Annotated in this window: 17 protein-coding genes; 3 read left to right on the forward strand and 14 right to left on the reverse strand. The window is 45.4% G+C overall.

Annotated elements, in window-relative coordinates; translation table 11 throughout:
- Nucleotides 1-150 precede the first annotated feature (150 nt).
- Nucleotides 151-1,530 carry a DNA repair protein RadA gene (radA, locus tag ACWYU8_RS03465; RefSeq protein WP_457517176.1) on the reverse strand — a complete coding sequence of 460 codons (1,380 nt, stop codon included), beginning with the start codon at nucleotides 1,528-1,530 and terminating at the stop codon, nucleotides 151-153.
- A 143-nt stretch (nucleotides 1,531-1,673) separates the two neighbouring features.
- Here radA and ACWYU8_RS03470 point away from each other — a divergent pair, with 143 nt between their 5' ends.
- Nucleotides 1,674-4,022 (forward strand): PilZ domain-containing protein, encoded by a 2,349-nt coding sequence (locus tag ACWYU8_RS03470; protein WP_457517177.1) that lies wholly within the window; start codon nucleotides 1,674-1,676, stop codon nucleotides 4,020-4,022.
- Nucleotides 4,023-4,084: 62 nt separating this feature from the next.
- Here the strand turns inward: ACWYU8_RS03470 and serB are convergent, their stop codons facing one another.
- Nucleotides 4,085-5,065, reverse strand: coding sequence for a phosphoserine phosphatase (gene serB, locus ACWYU8_RS03475; RefSeq protein WP_457517179.1), 981 nt, complete (start codon nucleotides 5,063-5,065; stop codon nucleotides 4,085-4,087).
- A 91-nt stretch (nucleotides 5,066-5,156) separates the two neighbouring features.
- Between serB and ACWYU8_RS03480 the strand changes: the two genes are divergently transcribed.
- Complete coding sequence (locus ACWYU8_RS03480) at nucleotides 5,157-5,762, forward strand: YtjB family periplasmic protein (protein WP_457517180.1); 606 nt, start codon at nucleotides 5,157-5,159, stop codon at nucleotides 5,760-5,762.
- Nucleotides 5,763-5,842: 80 nt separating this feature from the next.
- Here the strand turns inward: ACWYU8_RS03480 and deoD are convergent, their stop codons facing one another.
- From deoD to ubiT, 12 genes are all read right to left on the reverse strand, one after another.
- Entirely contained in the window at nucleotides 5,843-6,562 is a 720-nt protein-coding gene (gene deoD, locus ACWYU8_RS03485; protein ID WP_457517182.1) for a purine-nucleoside phosphorylase, read from the reverse strand.
- Nucleotides 6,563-6,661: 99 nt separating this feature from the next.
- Nucleotides 6,662-7,882 carry a phosphopentomutase gene (locus ACWYU8_RS03490; RefSeq protein WP_457517184.1) on the reverse strand — a complete coding sequence of 407 codons (1,221 nt, stop codon included), beginning with the start codon at nucleotides 7,880-7,882 and terminating at the stop codon, nucleotides 6,662-6,664.
- An 83-nt stretch (nucleotides 7,883-7,965) separates the two neighbouring features.
- Nucleotides 7,966-9,294, reverse strand: a complete 1,329-nt coding sequence (gene deoA / locus ACWYU8_RS03495; protein ID WP_457517186.1) for a thymidine phosphorylase — start codon at nucleotides 9,292-9,294, stop codon at nucleotides 7,966-7,968.
- Between the two features lie 92 nt (nucleotides 9,295-9,386).
- Nucleotides 9,387-10,163 (reverse strand): deoxyribose-phosphate aldolase, encoded by a 777-nt coding sequence (deoC, locus tag ACWYU8_RS03500; RefSeq protein ID WP_264904650.1) that lies wholly within the window; start codon nucleotides 10,161-10,163, stop codon nucleotides 9,387-9,389.
- Between the two features lie 512 nt (nucleotides 10,164-10,675).
- Nucleotides 10,676-11,962 carry a NupC/NupG family nucleoside CNT transporter gene (locus tag ACWYU8_RS03505; RefSeq protein ID WP_457517188.1) on the reverse strand — a complete coding sequence of 429 codons (1,287 nt, stop codon included), beginning with the start codon at nucleotides 11,960-11,962 and terminating at the stop codon, nucleotides 10,676-10,678.
- Nucleotides 11,963-12,167: 205 nt separating this feature from the next.
- The gene (locus ACWYU8_RS03510; protein WP_457517189.1) at nucleotides 12,168-12,941 is read right to left on the reverse strand and encodes a TatD family hydrolase; all 774 of its coding nucleotides are present in this window, start codon (nucleotides 12,939-12,941) and stop codon (nucleotides 12,168-12,170) included.
- Nucleotides 12,928-13,110 carry a DUF5363 family protein gene (locus ACWYU8_RS03515; RefSeq protein ID WP_457517190.1) on the reverse strand — a complete coding sequence of 61 codons (183 nt, stop codon included), beginning with the start codon at nucleotides 13,108-13,110 and terminating at the stop codon, nucleotides 12,928-12,930. The genes ACWYU8_RS03510 and ACWYU8_RS03515 overlap by 14 nt, the downstream gene beginning before the upstream one ends.
- A gap of 146 nt (nucleotides 13,111-13,256) precedes the next feature.
- Nucleotides 13,257-14,846, reverse strand: coding sequence for a peptide chain release factor 3 (gene prfC, locus ACWYU8_RS03520; protein WP_457517192.1), 1,590 nt, complete (start codon nucleotides 14,844-14,846; stop codon nucleotides 13,257-13,259).
- A 165-nt stretch (nucleotides 14,847-15,011) separates the two neighbouring features.
- Nucleotides 15,012-15,467, reverse strand: a complete 456-nt coding sequence (rimI, locus tag ACWYU8_RS03525; protein ID WP_457517194.1) for a ribosomal protein S18-alanine N-acetyltransferase — start codon at nucleotides 15,465-15,467, stop codon at nucleotides 15,012-15,014.
- 70 nt (nucleotides 15,468-15,537) lie between these two features.
- On the reverse strand, nucleotides 15,538-15,936 hold the full coding sequence (locus ACWYU8_RS03530; protein ID WP_457517195.1) for a DNA polymerase III subunit psi: 399 nt from the start codon (nucleotides 15,934-15,936) through the stop codon (nucleotides 15,538-15,540).
- 154 nt (nucleotides 15,937-16,090) lie between these two features.
- Nucleotides 16,091-16,594 carry a GNAT family N-acetyltransferase gene (locus ACWYU8_RS03535; protein ID WP_457517196.1) on the reverse strand — a complete coding sequence of 168 codons (504 nt, stop codon included), beginning with the start codon at nucleotides 16,592-16,594 and terminating at the stop codon, nucleotides 16,091-16,093.
- Complete coding sequence (ubiT, locus tag ACWYU8_RS03540; RefSeq protein WP_457517198.1) at nucleotides 16,578-17,105, reverse strand: ubiquinone anaerobic biosynthesis accessory factor UbiT; 528 nt, start codon at nucleotides 17,103-17,105, stop codon at nucleotides 16,578-16,580. The genes ACWYU8_RS03535 and ubiT overlap by 17 nt, the downstream gene beginning before the upstream one ends.
- A 346-nt stretch (nucleotides 17,106-17,451) precedes the next feature.
- Here ubiT and ACWYU8_RS03545 point away from each other — a divergent pair, with 346 nt between their 5' ends.
- Nucleotides 17,452-19,491, forward strand: coding sequence for an EAL domain-containing protein (locus ACWYU8_RS03545; RefSeq protein ID WP_457517200.1), 2,040 nt, complete (start codon nucleotides 17,452-17,454; stop codon nucleotides 19,489-19,491).
- The last annotated feature ends 31 nt before the right edge of the window (nucleotides 19,492-19,522 follow it).

Here is a 19,522-nt window from a genome sequence, read left to right on the forward strand (position 1 = left end):
AGACTGATACCTTTGCGTGCAGTTGGACGAAAAAAATTTTTTAACCTAAATTTTCCATCTTCAAAGAATAGTTAAACATATCGATTTATGTGCTTTATTCACTCACTTTGAAAATAGATTTTACAGTTTTGCAACGCCTATTCTAGCGTTCTATAACTCATCAAATGCTTCGATTGCCTCTGATAGCTTCTTAACCCCATGAATTTGCATTCCGGGAATCCCGCCTTTCGGCATATTCGCAGCGGGAACGATCGCCTTTTTAAAGCCGTGCTTAAATGCTTCGTTTAATCGCTCTTGCCCGCTTGGCACCGGACGAATTTCTCCCGCAAGCCCAACCTCGCCAAATACAACGACGTCTTTTGGCAAGGCGCGATCACGAAAACTCGATAACAGCGCCATCACTAATGCGAGGTCAGCACTGGTCTCTGTCACTTTGACACCACCCACCACGTTAACGAACACGTCCTGGTCGGCCATTTGTAATCCGCCATGTTTATGCAGTACCGCTAATAATAAGGAGAGACGATTCTGCTCCAGCCCCACTGCAACTCGACGAGGGTTGGCAAGCTGCGAATAATCCACCAGCGCCTGAATCTCTACTAATAGAGGGCGGGTCCCTTCCCATACCACCATAACCGAAGAACCTGAGGTTTCTTCTTCGCCTCGCGATAGGAAAATAGCCGATGGATTACTGACTTCTCTCAGTCCCTGCCCGGTCATGGCGAACACACCTAATTCATTCACGGCACCAAAACGGTTTTTATGGCTACGCAGCGTACGGAAGCGACTGTCTGTACCACCATCGAGCAAAACCGAGCAATCGATAATGTGTTCAAGAACTTTAGGGCCGGCAAGAGTACCATCTTTTGTTACGTGACCAACAATAAATACGGCGACATTATTCTGTTTTGCATAGCGTGTCAGAGCCGTAGCTGACTCACGGACTTGCGCCACACTACCCGGTGACGATTGCACGTCCGAAACATGCATCACCTGAATCGAGTCAATGACCATGATGCGCGGCTGTTCTTGCTCTGCAATTTGGCAGATTTTGTCCACATTCGTTTCAGACAGCATCTTCAGATGTTCTTTTGGCAGACCCAGGCGAGAAGCGCGCATGGCAACTTGTTGTAATGATTCTTCACCGGTGACGTATAAAGTCGGCATTTGCGCAGACAAAGTACACATGGTTTGAAGCAACAACGTCGACTTGCCAGCCCCCGGATTACCACCAATCAATATCGCTGCACCAGGCACAACACCGCCGCCTAACACTCGATCAAGCTCCTTGAAACCACTGGTAAAACGCGGGACTTCTTGCAAGTTAATTTCAGACAGAGTTTGAACTTTCGATTCGGTTGCTGAACCAGCATAACCAGACAAACGCTCGTGGCGGGCAACCGTTGGCGACGCAGCAATGCGCACTTCCGTAATCGTGTTCCACGCACCACACGCATTACATTGTCCCTGCCAACGTGGAAAATCTGCGCCACAATCATTACAAACATACGCTCGTTTTGCTTTCGCCATGATGCCTCAATTTCTTCTTTAACAAATGTGACCAAGCACTGCCAACTGACTCGAGAACTGAATTGACAGGGTTTATTGATATATTTAAGTTTTACTGCGCTTAGCCGATATAATTCGAATAACGACATACTCTAACAGAAATAATGCTGCAATCTGAAATTCTCTCGCTCGCTGAACACCTCATTCCCGTTTATGGTTCTGCAGACTTTGACTTTGTCCTTGGCCAACTGACTGAGGAAGAGCATCCTTCGGCCAAAATTTTGGTGAAAATGGAATTAAACCGCTTAATGACTCCGTGTAAAAAAAGCATCGATTTACGCGGTCGTGTTAACGGCGAGTGCAGAGAATATGTGTTTAACGGTATTTCACACTGGTTAGATGATGTGGCGTTTAATGCCTACCATAAGAACATCACAAAATTTGGCGGTTATACCGAAGGCATGTGGGAAGCGCTGGTGAACACACGCAACAACTTTCGTGTCATGAATAAGCAAGCGCTTGATGAGCAAACGCCCCCTTTATCCAATGCTAACCGTCACTTTTTGGCCGAGCCAATTCAATTAGGCTACGACTTAAAGCGGCACGAAAAACGTTTGAAAGTGCAATCACAAGTAGAACTGCGCCGTTGCAACGATCAGATCCTGCATGGGTTGAGTATTGACCTCTCAAGCTCAGGCGCAAAATTCAAAGTACCGAGTGCATTCAAGTACAATCTTGGCGAAATCATTGAGGTTACTTTTACAGAGTTTGCGAGCAAATATCCGCTAAGCGGGATTGAAAAGCCTCTGACTTATCGAGTGCTGGCAGTAGAGGATTGCTATGAAAATGAAGCCATCCGTTATCTCAGAGCCATACTCCTGACCGACACCAAACTGATAGACCGAATCATTGATGAAACTCTGAACAGTCCGGAAAAACGCACCCGTCACGACAACCAAGATAAGATCATCCGGGCCCGTACTCGTGGTTATGAACACATTGCACTCAAGCACACCAGCAACTTGCCACTGTTCTTTGCAGGCAATGAGCTTAAGCTCGCGATGTTAACCCCAAATAACCACAAATTATGGCAGTACTGGCATGATGAGCGAAATCAACCCGTCTTCGGATCTCTGTTTAATGCAGAACGAATGGCATCGTTGATCGCGCCAGGAGTAAAGGGAACGACAAACATTCTCTATTCTTTTACTCACGAGCATGAAAACAAAACCTTTTTTTACTCTATGCTCAGGCCAGAAGCGACACGAGAACAACGGCAGCTTTTCTGGCATTTAGGGGCCAAACGCAACAGTTGGCGTGTATGTCGCATTTCCATCTTTGAATTATCTGAACAAGAGAAAAGTGAATTAGCGTCCTTATCTTCAGAGCTGGAACAAACCTCTCACTCGCTCACTCATGTGGGAATTTTACAAGAAATCGCAGATGAGCGTTCAGGACAGGACTACCTGTTAACTGAGAAACCTCGCTTACCGTCGAGCACTCTGGATACATTTCGACATCCGCGACGGATTATTGGTAACCCACAAGGGATTTATTTTGATGCTCAATCCCGGCGTAAAGAACCTCGCTATCGATTTAAAACGCCGTTAGAACTCACCTCCGGCAATACTAAAATCACAGGATACAGTGTCGATATTTCTAAACGGGGACTGGGGATTCAATTAGATGATCCGACCGTATTATGCTCTGGACAAGAAATTCAGATTAATTTCCGTGAGCTGCAGTTATACGATAAGGGCCTTCCTCTTTCAGCCGTACCTTACCGCGTCATTCGTGTCGGTACGAATGGTCACAGTGTTCAATTGGTCATTGATGAAAGCAGTCAAACGCGTCAGGTGATTGCTTTTTTCAATAAGATAATCTCGCACAATCAAAGTAAGCTTATTCAGCAGAAAGATGTCCTGCCAAGTCAGGCCCTGCTGGAAAAACTTCATAGTGTGCTTCTATCAAGATCGTTAAGCACACCGATTTTTATCAGCAAAAATTCGGCTGGATCGTTTAACACTTCCGTTATCGGCATTCACTTTCCACTGCCAAAACACGTCGAGCTTTTCGCCCAGTCAGGTCATGAGCAAAAGTTTTCTCTTGAGCCCCTATTTAAAGGCCGGACCAGCACACTGATTGCCGAACCCATTAAACGCGTTGAGGGAGCACAGGAAAAACATCAGGATGTTTACATCAGTGCATCAAAAATTGGCCACAAGATTACCGGTATCGAATCTAGGCTCCACCATGAGTTTCATAACGCCAAAGAACGCATTCTGTTTATTAAGAAAGCTCGCATGATGGGGGAGCTCTATGTGCTTCGTATGTCAACGCTACCGATTTTAGACCCGATGACTGCGCTGCTGAGAAGAGACTTAAGTGATTTAACCCCTTTGAGTCTGCATCGGGCGAGTAAGCTGGAAAAGGAGCTGACCTCACTCATCGGATACTGCGAGTTTGAAGATATCACCGAAGAAGTGATCGTCAGATTAGAACTGACTGAATAAAAAAACACCGCCCTTTGAGGCGGTGTTAAGAATGACGATCATGGTTCAATCTGGATGAATTTCTACGGCTTCGACTTCCAGCTGATCTTTTGTTGTTTAACCAAAGCACCCGAAAGAATACAAAGCACGCCACCCAATCCAGAGTAACGAATATTAGCTTGGGCTTGCGCCTCTACTTTAGGTTTTGCATGGTAAGCAATCCCCAGTCCAGCAGCAGACATCATCACCAAGTCGTTTGCGCCGTCACCGACCGCCACGGTATTGTGCTGTTCGATTTCAAATTCATCCGCCAGTTCAACCAAGATGTCAGATTTCACTTGCGCGTTAACGACTTCACCAAGCACTTGGCCGGTAAGTTTGCCATCAATGATTTCCAGCTTATTCGAACGCGCAAAGTCTAAGCCTACTTTCTCTTTAATGTAGTCCGAGAAATAATCGAAGCCACCAGACGCAATCGCCGTTTTCCAGCCTAGCGCTTTCAATGTGGTAATGAGTGCTTCGAAGTCTTGCATGAACGGCAACTGAGAACGCACTTGTTCAAGGATAGCTTCATCAGCCCCTTTCAGTTTACCTACTCGTTGACGAAGGCTTTGCTCAAAGTCCAGCTCACCTTGCATTGCTCGCTCAGTCACTTCAGCAACTTCATCACCAACACCAGCTAATTTAGCAATTTCATCAATACACTCAATTTGAATCGCCGTAGAATCCATATCAAATACGATCAGACCTTGTGTTGATAGGTCAGGAACTTCATTTAGCGATGCATAATCTAAGTTGAGGTTTTTTAAAATGGTTTCATGCTGAGGCGTCAGTTCTCCTGCCATCAACGCAACCTCGTACTGACCGACTTTCCACGTTTCCAGAACGGGATTGTAAAAACCAGTGAAAAAGTCAATGTCTTCAAAATGACGCGGCGAAAGGTAAGTAGAAAAAACAATCCAGTTGGCTTTAGCTCTATCTAATTGAGAAGCAAAGCGAGTTTCAGGCAATCGTTTTAAAAGTGTCGTATGTTTTCTTATAGGCAAGCTTTTTAGCGCGTCCATGTATATAATCCTTTATGACTTTGCTAAAACGTTACCTCAACAAACTAAAAAGGCAAGTCTTTGTTTTATTTTTAAATGGATGAGTAAAAGCATGAGTGAATCCTTATTCTCAGTAAGGAATGCCCTGCGAATTCTGGCGCTAATACTACTGTGTGTGATGTTGTTTGTGACCATAAAAAACAGTGTAGTGATCAGCAAGGGCAACGAGAAAATTCAAGCACACCAACTTGAAACACTCACCAAAGTTCTGATTTCTCAGGCATCCTTATCTGCCAGTGAAATGATTGTGAACAATGACCAGGAGCGATTATTGCAGTTGACTAACCAACTCGCGCAAGATCGTTTGGTGTTTGATGCGACCATTTATGATGCGCAGGGCGTACGTCTGGCGTCGAGTGAAGAAGCACTTTCTGTACGAGAAGTGCTCGGTTTAGATACCCCACTGGCCACCGCATCGATTGGCCGCCAACAACTGGTTGAACCAGTCATCGCTGACGGTTCAGTGATCGGTTTTGTTCGGGTTACCTTCGAAACAGGTCGAGTAACGGCGATTTCGGATCATCATTACCGTAAGAGTGATCGCTACATGTACTTAATGGTGCTGATGAGCTTCGTCTGTGGGATGTTGTTTATCATGCTTTTACGCAGACAACCGATTCGTCGAAAGAAGGACGAAAACCTGCTGCTCACAAAATAAAGTGATGTATCCGTCGAATAGATTCCAAATAAAAACGGCCTGCTGATGCGGGCCGTTTATCTTTTACTTCGATACACAGATTAATCTTTGTCACCGAGAAGAACAGAATCCAGCGCGATCAACATCATGTCGTTGAACGTCGTTTGACGCTCATCAGAGGTGGTTTGTTCACCGGTTTTAATGTGATCTGACACTGTACAGATCGTCAGCGCTTTCGCACCATACTCTGCGGCAACACCATAGATACCTGCCGCTTCCATTTCTACACCGACGATACCGTATTTGTCCATCACATCGAACATGTCAGGATCTGGTGTGTAAAACAACTCAGCAGAAAACAGGTTACCGACTTTCACATCAATGCCACGTGCTTTTGCGGCTTCTTCCGCTGCGCGCACCATTTTGTAATCTGCGATGGCAGCAAAGTCATGACCTTTGAAACGAATGCGGTTTACTTTGGAGTCTGTACACGCTCCCATGCCAATCACCACATCACGCACTTTGATGTCTTCGTTCACTGCGCCACAACTGCCGACTCGAATGATCTTCTTCACGCCGAAGTCTTTGATAAGTTCAGTCGCGTAGATCGAACAAGATGGAATACCCATACCGTGGCCCATTACCGAAATTTTGCGACCTTTGTATGTACCGGTGTAACCGAACATATTGCGCACATCACACACTTGAACCACATCTTCAAGGAGGGTTTCTGCGATGTATTTTGCTCGTAGTGGGTCACCAGGCATTAAAACAACGTCTGCGAATGCACCCATTTCAGCATTGATATGAGGAGTTGCCATGTTTAATTTCCTTAACCTTTCTCTATCGTTTTCCGACACACAACATTTTCATGCTGCAAACATAAAACCAGGAGCTAAATGCTCCCAGTTTTGACCTAATTATAGGAAGTTCTTACCGAAATCCATTGGCGACATACCAAAATGGCTTGCCAGTGTTTGGCCGATATCAGCGAAAGTTTCGCGTAGTCCCAGAGAACCTGCCGGAACTTTATTCCCGTAAACCAAGACTGGAATGTGTTCACGAGTATGGTCGGTACCTGGCCATGTTGGGTCACAACCGTGGTCTGCTGTCAGGATCAGGACATCGTCTTCCTCCATCAGCTCTAGTACTTCGTTGATTCGACCATCAAAGTACTCAAGTGCTGCTGCGTAACCAGCCACATCGCGGCGATGGCCGTATGCAGAGTCAAAATCAACAAAATTTGTGAATACGATGGTGTTATCACCAGCTTCTTTGATTTGCTCTAGAGTTGCTTCGAATAGAGCAGGTATTCCTGTTGCTTTCACTTTCTTGGTGATGCCGCAGTTTGCGTAGATGTCTGCAATCTTACCAATAGAAACCACATCGCCTTGCTTCTCTTCCACAAGCTTTTGTAGAACAGTTGCTGATGGCGGCTCAACAGACAGGTCACGACGGTTACCGGTACGTTCAAACTGACCTTTACCCGGGCCAATGAATGGACGAGCAATCACTCGACCGATGTTGTAATCCGCTAACTCTTCACGCGCGATTTGGCATAGTTCCAACAGGCGATCTAAACCAAACGTCTCTTCGTGACATGCAATCTGGAATACAGAATCTGCTGAAGTATAGAAGATAGGCTGGCCAGTCTTCATGTGCTCTTCACCCAGATCATCCAGAACCTGAGTACCTGAAGCATGGCAGTTACCAAGGAAACCGTCTAAGCCAGCACGCTCAAGAATGCGGTCAGTCAGCTCTTTAGGGAAGCTGTTTGCTTTGTCAGTAAAGTAACCCCAGTCAAACAGAACAGGTACACCGGCAATTTCCCAGTGACCAGACGGAGTATCTTTACCAGATGAAAGTTCAGCCGCGTGACCGTAAGCACCGATGATTTCTGCATCAGCATCTAAACCCGGCGCGAAACGGCCAGTTGATTCTTTATGAGCCATCGCCAAACCAAGTTTAGATAGGTTTGGAAGACGAAGTGCGCCTTGACGTTTGTCGTTATCAGCTAAGCCTTTTTCACACTGGTCAGCGATATGACCTAGCGTATCTGAACCTACATCACCAAAATCTTTCGCATCAGCCGTTGCACCAATGCCGAATGAGTCTAGTACTAAAATAAATGCTCTTTTCATTGCTTGTTCCTTAGGCCCACCCGGCGAATTATTATGGTTGAGCAGGCCTTATGTAATTACTTAATCAGTTAGGGTCTGTTGACCTAGATATCTTCTGCTCGGATTTGGCAGTAAACCTCTGGAGTTGGCGTGTAGTTACCACCTACTTTGATTGCGATGCGTAGTGCTTTCGCCGCTTCTTGCCACTGCTCTTCAGTGCGAGCATGGATCACGGCCAGAGGCTTATCGCAGTCAGCGACTTCACCCAGACGGATAAACTCATCGAAACCAACCGCGTAGTCGATTTCATCGGTTGCAACACGACGACCGCCGCCCATCGCAACCACGGCCATGCCAATAGCACGAGTGTCCATCGCTGAAACAATGCCGGTTTCTGTCGCATATACGGGCTTGATGATTTCTGCTTTTTCGAGGTAGTTTTGGTAGTTTTCAACGAAATCAGCAGGACCTCCCAGACCGGCAATCATCTTGCCGAAGCATTCTGCCGCTTTACCGTTGTCGAGCACTTCCATCAGTTTCGCACGTGCATCATCTGTATTTTCTGCCAGCTTACCAAGCACCAACATTTCCGCACATAACGCCATGGTCACTTCAAGTAGACGTGGATTTCGGTATTCACCAGTCAGGAAACGAACCGCTTCACGTACTTCAACCGCATTACCGGCTGAAGACGCTAGAACCTGGTTCATGTCCGTCAGGATTGCCGTCGTCTTAGTCCCCGCGCCGTTTGCTACCGCTACGATAGATTTCGCTAACTCTTCAGATGCTTCGTAAGTTGGCATAAATGCGCCCGAGCCTACTTTTACATCCATCACCAGAGATTCCAAACCCGCAGCCAATTTCTTAGAAAGAATCGATGCAGTAATTAGCGAGATGTTATCAACGGTAGCCGTAATATCTCGGGTCGCGTAAACGCGTTTGTCAGCAGGTGCTAAATCGCCAGTTTGACCGATGATTGCGACCCCCGCATCTTTGGTGACTTGACCAAATACCTCGTTGGTTGGAGTGATATTGTAGCCTGGGATTGACTCTAATTTATCCAGCGTACCGCCAGTATGACCAAGGCCACGGCCAGAGATCATTGGTACGAAACCACCACAAGCCGCCACCATAGGGCCAAGCATCAGAGAAGTCACATCGCCGACACCGCCCGTTGAATGTTTATCAACAATCGGACCGCCAAAGTTCATATGGTTCCAGTCGATAACCATGCCAGAATCACGCATCGCACAAGTCAGTGCAATACGCTCTTCCATGGTCATTTCATTAAAGAAAATAGTCATAGCAAACGCCGCGATCTGACCTTCAGATACCGTGTTGTTTGCTACACCTTGAATGAAGAAGTTGATTTCGTCAGCAGAAAGAACTTCGCCGTCACGTTTTTTACGAATGATTTCTTGCGGTAAATACATTAGTGCCTCCCAAGCTCGATGAAAGCTGTGGTTAAAGTAGGACTGAAGGTTGGTAGCCCCTGTTTGGGGCTACCAGTCAGACATTTTTAGAGTTAGTACGCTGTTGGATCAGCAGTTTCGTCTGTTACTTCTAATGTATTTAACAGGTTAGTTAGCAGGCTTGACGCACCGAAACGGTAGTGACGCGCATCAACCCAGTTATCACCTAAGATTTCGTCAGCCATTGCCAGGTATGCCGCTGCATCTTCAGCAGTACGTACACCACCAGCTGGTTTGAAGCCAACTGTTTCCGCAACTCCCATATCACGAATAACTTCTAGCATCATGCGAGCGTATTCTGGTGTTGCGTTCACTGGCACTTTACCCGTTGAAGTTTTAATAAAGTCAGCACCCGCTTCGATACAGATTTGAGATGCTTTTTTGATTAGCGCTTCTTCTTTTAGTTCACCCGTTTCGATGATCACTTTAAGAAGAATGTCACCACAAGCTTGTTTACATTGCTTAACCAGTTCAAAGCCCACTTTTTCATCACCCGCCATTAGTGCACGGTATGGGAAAACAACGTCAACTTCGTCTGCACCGTAAGCTACCGCTGCTTTAGTTTCAGCAACTGCGATCTCGATGTCGTCGTTTCCGTGTGGGAAGTTAGTCACGGTAGCAATGCGAACTTCTGGTGTGCCTTGCTCACGAAGTGTCTTCTTAGCAATAGGAATAAAGCGAGGGTAAATACAGATTGCAGCGGTGTTGCCTACTGCTGTTTTCGCGTCATGACATAGTGAGATCACTTTTGCATCAGTGTCATCATCATTCAGCGTAGTTAGATCCATAAGTTTTAGTGCACGTAGTGCAGCTGCTTTTAAATCGCTCATTTCTATCTCCGATCAATATTCAAAAAATTCACTACTCAGCCTTACATCGCAACTCTAAATATAATCAACGAGTTGAGATTGTGTAAAAAATGACTCAGTAGTCTATTTATGAACGGACTTGGTTCCATGAAGACTCGGCATAGTCAGCGAAAACTCTTATGCCAATTGCTATCCTTGTCACCGCACAGGACCTATTTGGCCTATGGCACAACAATCTATGATTGCGGTGTTATCTAAAATTTCAGGGTAATTCATTTACCCATCGATTAAGTTGTGTTCACCTTGTGATGTCTACATTATAGATATTCATCGCAAAACTGTAGCACCAAATAGAGCGCAAACGGTTTGTATCTCAAAATTTCCAGGTTTCTATTCTCTAGTCCGTCAGTTAAGACCCCTTACATTTGACGCACTAAAAATTTTCAGCCCTAAAAACGAAAAAAGCCCCGCAGCAATTTCTTGCTACAGGGCATGGTTTAATACGGCGTCTATATATTAAGAACCGATTCTAATTACAGAGCTGCAAGGCTTAAGCAGAAGCCTGCAATTGTCGCTGCCATAAGGTTAGACAACGTACCTGCAAGAACTGCTTTAACACCCATGCGAGCGATATCCGGACGACGGCTTGGTGCCAGACCACCCAGACCACCTAGTAGGATCGCGATAGAAGAAAGATTCGCAAAGCCACATAGTGCAAATGAGATGATAGCCGTTGTCTTCTCAGACATTACTTCGCCAGTTGCCGCGATTACTTGAGCGTTATCACCGATGTAAGGCGTGAAGTTCAAGTAAGCAACGAATTCGTTCACCACGATTTTCTGACCGATGAATGAACCTGCTGTGACTGCTTCAGCCCATGGAACACCGATTAGAAATGCTAGTGGAGAGAATGCGTAACCCAGGATTAGCTCAAGAGTCAGTCCTGGCATACCGAACCAACCACCGATGCCACCTAGCATACCGTTGATAAGAGCAATCAGACCTACGAATGCGATTAGCATTGCACCTACGTTTAGCGCTAGTTGCAGACCAGAAGCCGCACCGCCCGCTGCTGCGTCGATAACGTTAACAGGTTTGTCGTCGCCGCCTTCTAATGCTTCTTCGATACTTTCATGAGGCTGATCAGTCTCAGGATGAAGAATCTTAGCGAATAGTAGACCACCTGGTGCTGCCATAAATGATGCCGCAACTAGGTATTCTAGTGGAACACCCATTGACGCGTAACCAGCCAGTACACCACCAGCAACAGAAGCCAGACCACCACACATTACCGCAAACAGCTCAGATTGAGTCATTTTTGGAACGAATGGACGAACAACTAGAGGCGCTTCAGTTTGACCTACGAAAATGTTAGCCGCTGCTGACATTGATTCTGCACGAGAAGTGCCCAGCGCTTTCTGTAGTGCACCACCAAGAATTTTGATGACCCACTGCATAACGCCAATGTAGTACAGAACTGAGATCAGAGCTGAAAAGAAGATCAGTGTAGGAAGAACACGGAATGCGAAGATGAAACCACCGCCACCGAATACTTCGAACATCTTGTCAGAAACAAGTCCACCGAATAGGAATGATGAACCATCGTTACCGTAGTTGATAACGTTAGATACACCACTAGAGAAACCGTTCAACAGATCACGGCCCCATGGTACATAAAGAACAAATGCACCTAATGCGAATTGGATAGCGAATGCACCACCCACAGTTCTAAAATTGATAGCTTTGCGGTTAGATGAAAATGCGAATGCAATAGCAAGCAGCACTATCATACCGGCCAGGCTCATAAACAGGCTCTGCATAGTTTATGACTTCCTTATAAGTTATTTATTGGCGTGTAACAAAATGGAGCTATAAAAGCGGGGGCAATTATACTCATGCAAAATGAATTAAAGTAATGCCGCCTTCACACTTTCCTATAAGATTCATAATTGATTCACCAATTTTTGTGACCAATTTCACACCAACAAGGAAGGAGTTTTCTATTTTTAACATTAACTTTGGATTCTATTCACAGATACAGAAGGCAAAATTGCTATTTTTCCACAGTTGCGACGCAATCGATTGCTTTTTTTCGCTACGCAGTTCTATAAGCTCATTGAACACATGAATCAGTTTTGCCGGGTGATTTGGTTCCCCCTGATATCCAAGTATAGGCATATCTGGCGCATCTGTTTCAATAACTAGATTTTCAAGTGGTAATTTTTGAATTGCATCGCGGGTTTTGTTCGCTCGCGGATAGGTTATCGTGCCTCCCACACCGATAAAAAAACCTAATCTGATCCACTCTATCGCTTGCTGATAACTGCCCGAAAAAGCATGCACGACACCGCCTCTTGGCAACTTCGCAGCTTTGACCATTTGAATCAGCCGATTGTGTGCTTTTCGGCTATGCAAAATCACGGGCAAGTCAAAACGTTTGGCCAATTCAAACTGTATCTCGAGCGCTTTTTCTTGCAGAGGTACAGGTATATTGATGGCAAAATCTAACCCGCACTCTCCTATTGCGACACACTGCGGATGACTTAAAGATAAATATTGCTCGAGTTGAGACAGATATTGCTCAAAGTTTTCTTCAAGAAAATAGGGATGAAACCCTAACGCGTAATATAAGTGGGGGTTGTGCTGCGCTAAGGTCTGAATTCGGGACCAGTTTGATGGGCCAACAGAAGGGATTAAGATTCTGCTTACGCCCTGCTCTTTGGCGAGTTGTTGATTACGCTCAAAATCATTTTGAAACACGTCAAAATCAAAGTGGCAATGCGTATCAAAGAGTTTCATCTTGAGACTTTTTATCACTTTCTACAGATTGACGCGCAGAGCCTTGCTCCTCACTTTGATGGGCAGGATCCTTCCGATAAGGCACACAGCTGCGCTTTTGATCTGGCGTGAGTCCCATCTCTTTACACCAGTCGTCATAGCGCTGGAGTCCTCTTTTAAACCAATTCATCTTTCTTCCTCGTCCAATACCTATTTGTATCTGGCCATACTTACCTATATAAAAACCTTACCGATATAAAAACGCCCTTGACTAAGTCTATAGCCAAGGGCGTTTTAAAATCCAGTCGCGATAAAGCGGCGTTCAACTAATGTCGATTAGTGCTCACGAGTCGCACGGAATTCAACATCAGGGAAACGCTCTTTCGCAAGGTTCAGGTTAACCATCGTCGGTGCAATATAGGTTAGGTTATCGCCACCATCAAGAGCCAGGTTTGACTGGTTCTTACGTTGGAACTCATCGAATTTCTTCGCGTCAGCACAATCAACCCAACGAGCGGTTGCCACATTTACGCCTTCGTAAATGGCTTCTACGTTGTACTCAGACTTCAGACGAGCCACAACTACGTCAAACTGAAGCACGCCCACCGCACCAACGATCAAGTCGTTGTTTTGCACTGGACGGAATACCTGTACCGCACCTTCTTCAGAAAGCTGAACCAAACCTTTCAGTAGCTGTTTCTGCTTCAATGGATCTTTCAGACGAATACGACGGAACAGTTCCGGAGCAAAGTTCGGAATACCAGAGAATTTTAGAGATTCGCCTTGCGTGAACGTATCACCAATCTGGATGGTACCGTGGTTATGCAGACCAATGATGTCGCCTGCATAAGCGTGTTCTGCACGAGAACGGTCACCCGCCATAAAGGTTACCGCATCAGAAATGCTGACTTGCTTACCAATACGAACGTGGTTCATCTTCATACCTTGGCTATAACAACCAGATACGATACGCATAAATGCGATACGGTCACGGTGTTTTGGATCCATGTTTGCCTGGATCTTAAAGACAAAGCCCGAGAACTTATCTTCTGTAGCTTCAACCTCACGCTCAACCGCTTGACGAGTTTTTGGTGCAGGCGCCCACTCAGTCAAACCGTCCAGCATGTGGTCAACACCAAAGTTGCCTAGTGCCGTACCGAAATATACAGGAGTTAGTTCACCAGTCAGGAAAAGATCCAGATCGAACTCTGGGCATGCGCCCATCACCAACTCAAGTTCTTCACGAACACTTTCCGCCAGACCTGCTCCGACTTTTTCATCCAGCTCAAGGTTGTCCAGACCTTTGATGATGCGCACTTCCTGAATCTCATGGCCATGACCAGACTCATAAAGAACTGTCTCGTCACGGTGAATGTGGTACACACCTTTAAACTCTTTACCACAGCCGATTGGCCAGGTAATTGGTGAACACATCATACCCAGTTCGTTTTCTACTTCGTCTAAAACTTCCATCGGATCACGAACGTCACGGTCAAGTTTGTTCATAAACGTTACGATTGGCGTATCACGAAGACGAGTGACTTCCATCAGCTTACGAGTACGATCCTCGACACCTTTCGCCGCGTCGATCACCATCAAACACGAGTCTACTGCTGTTAGTGTACGGTATGTATCTTCAGAGAAGTCTTCGTGTCCCGGAGTATCCAGCAGGTTTACCAGACAGTTGTTGTATGGGAACTGCATCACAGAAGTGGTGACCGAGATACCACGTTCCTTTTCCATTTCCATCCAGTCAGATTTTGCATGCTGTGCATTACCACGACCTTTAACGGTACCTGCTTTTTGGATCGCGTTTCCGAATAAAAGTACTTTTTCGGTAATGGTCGTTTTACCCGCATCCGGGTGAGAAATAATAGCGAACGTTCTACGTTTAGAAACTTCGCCTAGAAAAGGTGTATTTGACATGAAACGGGTCTTCTTTGATGTCTGAATGCTTGCTAAAGAGCAAACACACTTTTTGTAGATTCAATATTGCGCGGTATTCTCGCTCATTATCGCTTTAGTGGCAACTGATCGCTCTATTAGAGACTGATTGCTCTAAGGTCAGCGCCCCAAGAAAGTGAGGAATAGCTAATTAAAGAAGATATAGCTCATGATGATCGCATCTTCTTTACCACTGCCTGTTTTTGCAGGGTAGTAATTGTAACGGCGGTCCAGTTCATTGAACCCCGCTTGCTCATAGATATGAATGGCAGCATGATTACTTTCTCTGACTTCAAGCCAAGCACTCTCTGCTTTTACTTGCTCACAATGATTCAGAAACGCATCCAATAGCTTCTGCCCATAGCCTTTACCTTGCTGTGAAGGAGCAATCGCAATATTCAGCAAGGTCACTTCTCCGACAATGTTCTGCGCATAGAAATAGCCAAGAACCGTGTCAGCATCTAGCATCACATGGTGACAAGCTCCGCGACTGGATAAGTCCCGGATTAACGACTCAGCCCAAGGATGAGAATGAGCCTGCTGCTCGATTTGCCAAACTTGATCCAGATGCTCCGCACGCATTGGAATAATTTCAATCGTCATGATCTAACCTATTAAAATCAAGCCCAGGAGAAGTTTAATTTACACTCCCAAACTGAGATGATTACCAGCGTTACGAGTAAGAACAAATTTGCTGCCAAAGCGCTCTTTTTTGCTCGTTGTTACCATCAATATCTTCGAGTACCGGAGAAGTCAGTTGCTTGGTGTTTTCATACGCTTTCGCTTCACACCCAGCAAACCATATCCACTCCAGATGATGAGCCTCTAGTTGAGATAAGCGTTCTGGTTCAAGATGCATGGACTGGTCGAGCGTCAACTTCATACTCTGCAGTATTTTTTCGAACAGAATCACAGATTCATTCGTTGGGCACACAGGGGAAACCAACAGAAGCTTGCAAGCTTCAGGCAAATCAATCTTCGGCGAATGATAGCCCGCTAATCTATCCGGATGAATCAACTCCCAAGTGCTGATCCCCATCTCATGTAAATACTGTTTTTCGTTACTCGACATTTTTCGTCACCTGTTTGAACCCGGCAATACTATCAAATAATGGTAACGATACCCAATAGACTATTGCTGCAGCTCTATCGCGGTAGCATGTCCAAACAAAAAACAGCCAGGGGTTTTCCACTGGCTGTTTCGGAGTTGTCACTTAACTTTTCGCTTATAGGTCTGAAAATTCAGGCGAATACTCAATGCGTCCAGAGTGCCCTGCACATTGACCTTCGACGATTTCTGCAATACGAAATGCTCCTTCTGGCACTTCCCAGGCACATTCAAATCCCATCTCTTCACAAGCTTTAAAACCTTGACGGGCATAGTAGTCTGGCGAACCGAGTACGACACACACCGGGTAACCAAAATCACGTAAAGATTCAAAGCCTTCTTTAATCAAGTTGGCAGCGATACCTTGACGGCGATAGTCCTCATGAACAGCCAATGGTGCCAGCCCTTGCCATGACAAATCTTCACCATTTAATGTCACTGGACTAAACAAAGCATGACCAATGACCTCGCCTTCATCCGTACACGCCACCAACGACAAAGTCAGCTTGCCGTTTTCACGTAAACGCATCACCAAGTTGGCTTCTGCCTCCGTCGGAAAGGCGTGTTTCAATAAGCGGTCAATGGTAAGAATGTCCGCAGGGGCTTCAGTTCGAATAAGCATTCGCTACTCCGGGTTGTTGTGCAGGCTCTTGAACCCCTTTTTGGACAAAGTCAGCCAGTTGGTTCAGCGCTACTTGCATTGCTTTTGGTAGCTGCTCTAAGTCGACACTGTCCATTAGGTTTTTCACTTCTAAGCCAAGCTCAGTATCACCTTCTATTGAAAGGCGACGTTGAAAAAACATCGTGTCAGGGTCTTCTTTACGACCAGCAATCAGTACTAGGTCGTTTAGATTACCACTAAAACTCACATCTTCATGAACTGGTTTTTCAGCCACGACTAATTTTTCATCCTGGTAGCTAATGTACCATGCTAAGTTCAAGTCTTTAATCGCAATTTTTAACCACTTATCTTGCAAAAACTCAAAGTCACCATCTTCCAAGGCTTCTTTGAATACCATTTTAAGCCCTTCAAGCAAGGCTTTTTTCTGAACCGTTTGTGGTAATAACTGGACTGGTGAACGCAAGATGTTGGCTGCGTTCTTGACTAGTTGACTGCGAATCTTGTTTAACACGTTCATTATCCGTTGCTGTATCATCAAAGCCGTCATCTTACGCAATTGCTTGCGTCTCATCCCTGTTATGTATCAATAAACGGTTTGTTTTCATTGGGTCATAAACGCCTCATTTTTTGAACTTATATGAATTATTGAAGCTTTCAGAGATATAAACGCTTTAACTGCTGTATTTTCAAAGTTATAGTTATTGAGCGCCCATATTCAAATGTTTTCAAGTCGGCAATTAAGTCAATGACTTAGTTGCGCTCAATACGAGCTTGAAACCAGCGAGGTTAACTTACTCGACACGCGCGTTTAAAACACGGATGTACTGTCTGGCTCATTGGAAATCGGTAAAAACCTCATGCCTTCCCAACAATTACAACATTGGTTTGCCACGCTAACCTCGAACAGCCCTTTCTTTTTTTCCATTCTTGATAATAAACACAGTTATCGAATGGTGAGTGAACGCTATTGCGATATCGCAGGCTTAAGCAACGAAGAACTTATTGGCTTAACCGATAAACATGTGCTGGGAGAAGAGTTTTACAAGAAGCTCGCGCCTTACTATCAACGTGCTTTTGACGGTGTTCATATTGAAGCGGAAATCACCCTGGATGAAACCGATCTAGAAACCAGCCTGCATTTCAGCTTGTCACCAGTCTATGAAGGAAGTGATGTTAAGTGCGTGGTTTTTCATGCTATTGATACATCTGAAAAACACATTCTTGTTCGTTCACTAGAAGAGTCAGAAAGTAAATTTACCAAGCTCACCCAACTTTTACCCGATGGTTTGTTACTCATCGAAGATGACATCATCATCTCAGCCAACCCGGCATCTGCAAGGCTATTGGGGCTCAACTCTCCACAGGATTTGCTTGGCGAAACGCTCAGCCGCTTATTCATTGATGAAAACACAAAGAAAGTATTTAGCCACCCTTTAAGTACTCTGATCTCAGATAAACCATTTGTCTGCTTAACCAGTGCGCGATGCGGATTTGAGCGTAAAGTACAACTGCATGCGGACTCAACGGTAATCTTAGGTAACACGTCGCAAATTATTTTGATCCAAGATGCGGACAGCGTGCCCAAAAGCTTATCGTCAGCATTCAATGAAGACGCGCATACAGATTCCCTGACCAAGCTCTACAACCGTTTTGGTTTTACGATGCGTCTGGAACAACTGCTCAAAAGCCAGACACCATTGCTGCTCTTTTATCTGGATATCGATAACTTCAAAAACATCAATGATTCACTGGGCCACCACATTGGAGACAAAGTGATTCAGGAGGTTGCAACTCGCCTAAAACGCCATCTCCCCAGCCAGGCTATCATTGGTCATCTTGGCAGTGATGAGTTCGGAATTCTGCTACCTGAACCTGAAAACGCTCGCATGGCGGATATTCTTTCAGAGCGCATTATTTCTTTGATCAATCAACCTTTTGATTTACACCACTTTAGTAAGCGTCTGGCGTGCTCAATTGGGAGTGTTCGTTATCCTGAAGACGGCCACGATGCCAGAATTTTGCTGCAAAACGCCGATACCGCGATGTATGAAGCGAAAGATCGTGGACGTAATCGTCTGATCCAGTTCAATGAGCAGATGAATAAAGAAGCACGCATGCGTTTGTGGCTGGAAATCGAACTACAAAAAGCTCTGCAGCAAAATGGCCTGGAAGTTTGGTATCAACCTAAAGTGAACGCTCGCGATTTCAGTATCAATGGTGCCGAGGCCTTGGTTCGTTGGAAACATCCGGTCGAAGGCTACATCAGTCCGGGAGCATTCATTCCCGTAGCAGAGCGAGCAGGATTAATTGAACACTTGGGCCGTGTGGTCATGCGTGATGTATTTAACACCGTCAAACGCTGGAAACAGCAAGGTATTTTGCCGGGTCGTGTGGCGATCAACTTGTCTCCGGAACAGTTCGGGAATCCGCAGCTTATCGACTTTATGGAGAAGTTACTGCGCACGACGGAACTCGATCCTAACTGCATTACTTTTGAACTCACAGAAACTGCGGTGATGAGCGACAGTGACCATACACTGCAAATGCTCAACGCCATCAAGAAGCTTGGCTTTGCTCTGTCTATTGATGACTTCGGAACTGGTTACTCTTCGCTCTCTTACCTGGCTCGTTTCCCTATCGATGAGCTCAAAATTGACCGGGCTTTTATCAATGATATCGACGCGTTACCGAAACAAGTGACGGTGATCGAAAACATAATCAATCTGGGTAAATCACTCGATTTATACGTCGTCGCTGAAGGAGTAGAAACCCTCCAGCAAGCCACATTGCTTTCAAATCTGCAATGCCACTCGATCCAGGGATTCCATTTTTATCGCCCTCAGCCTAAACAGGAAATCGAAGAACTCTTTGTACAAAATCGCCGACACAAGAACTAACCTCTTACTCTCAAGGGGTAAATATTAAGTT

This window comes from Vibrio limimangrovi (assembly GCF_054064025.1).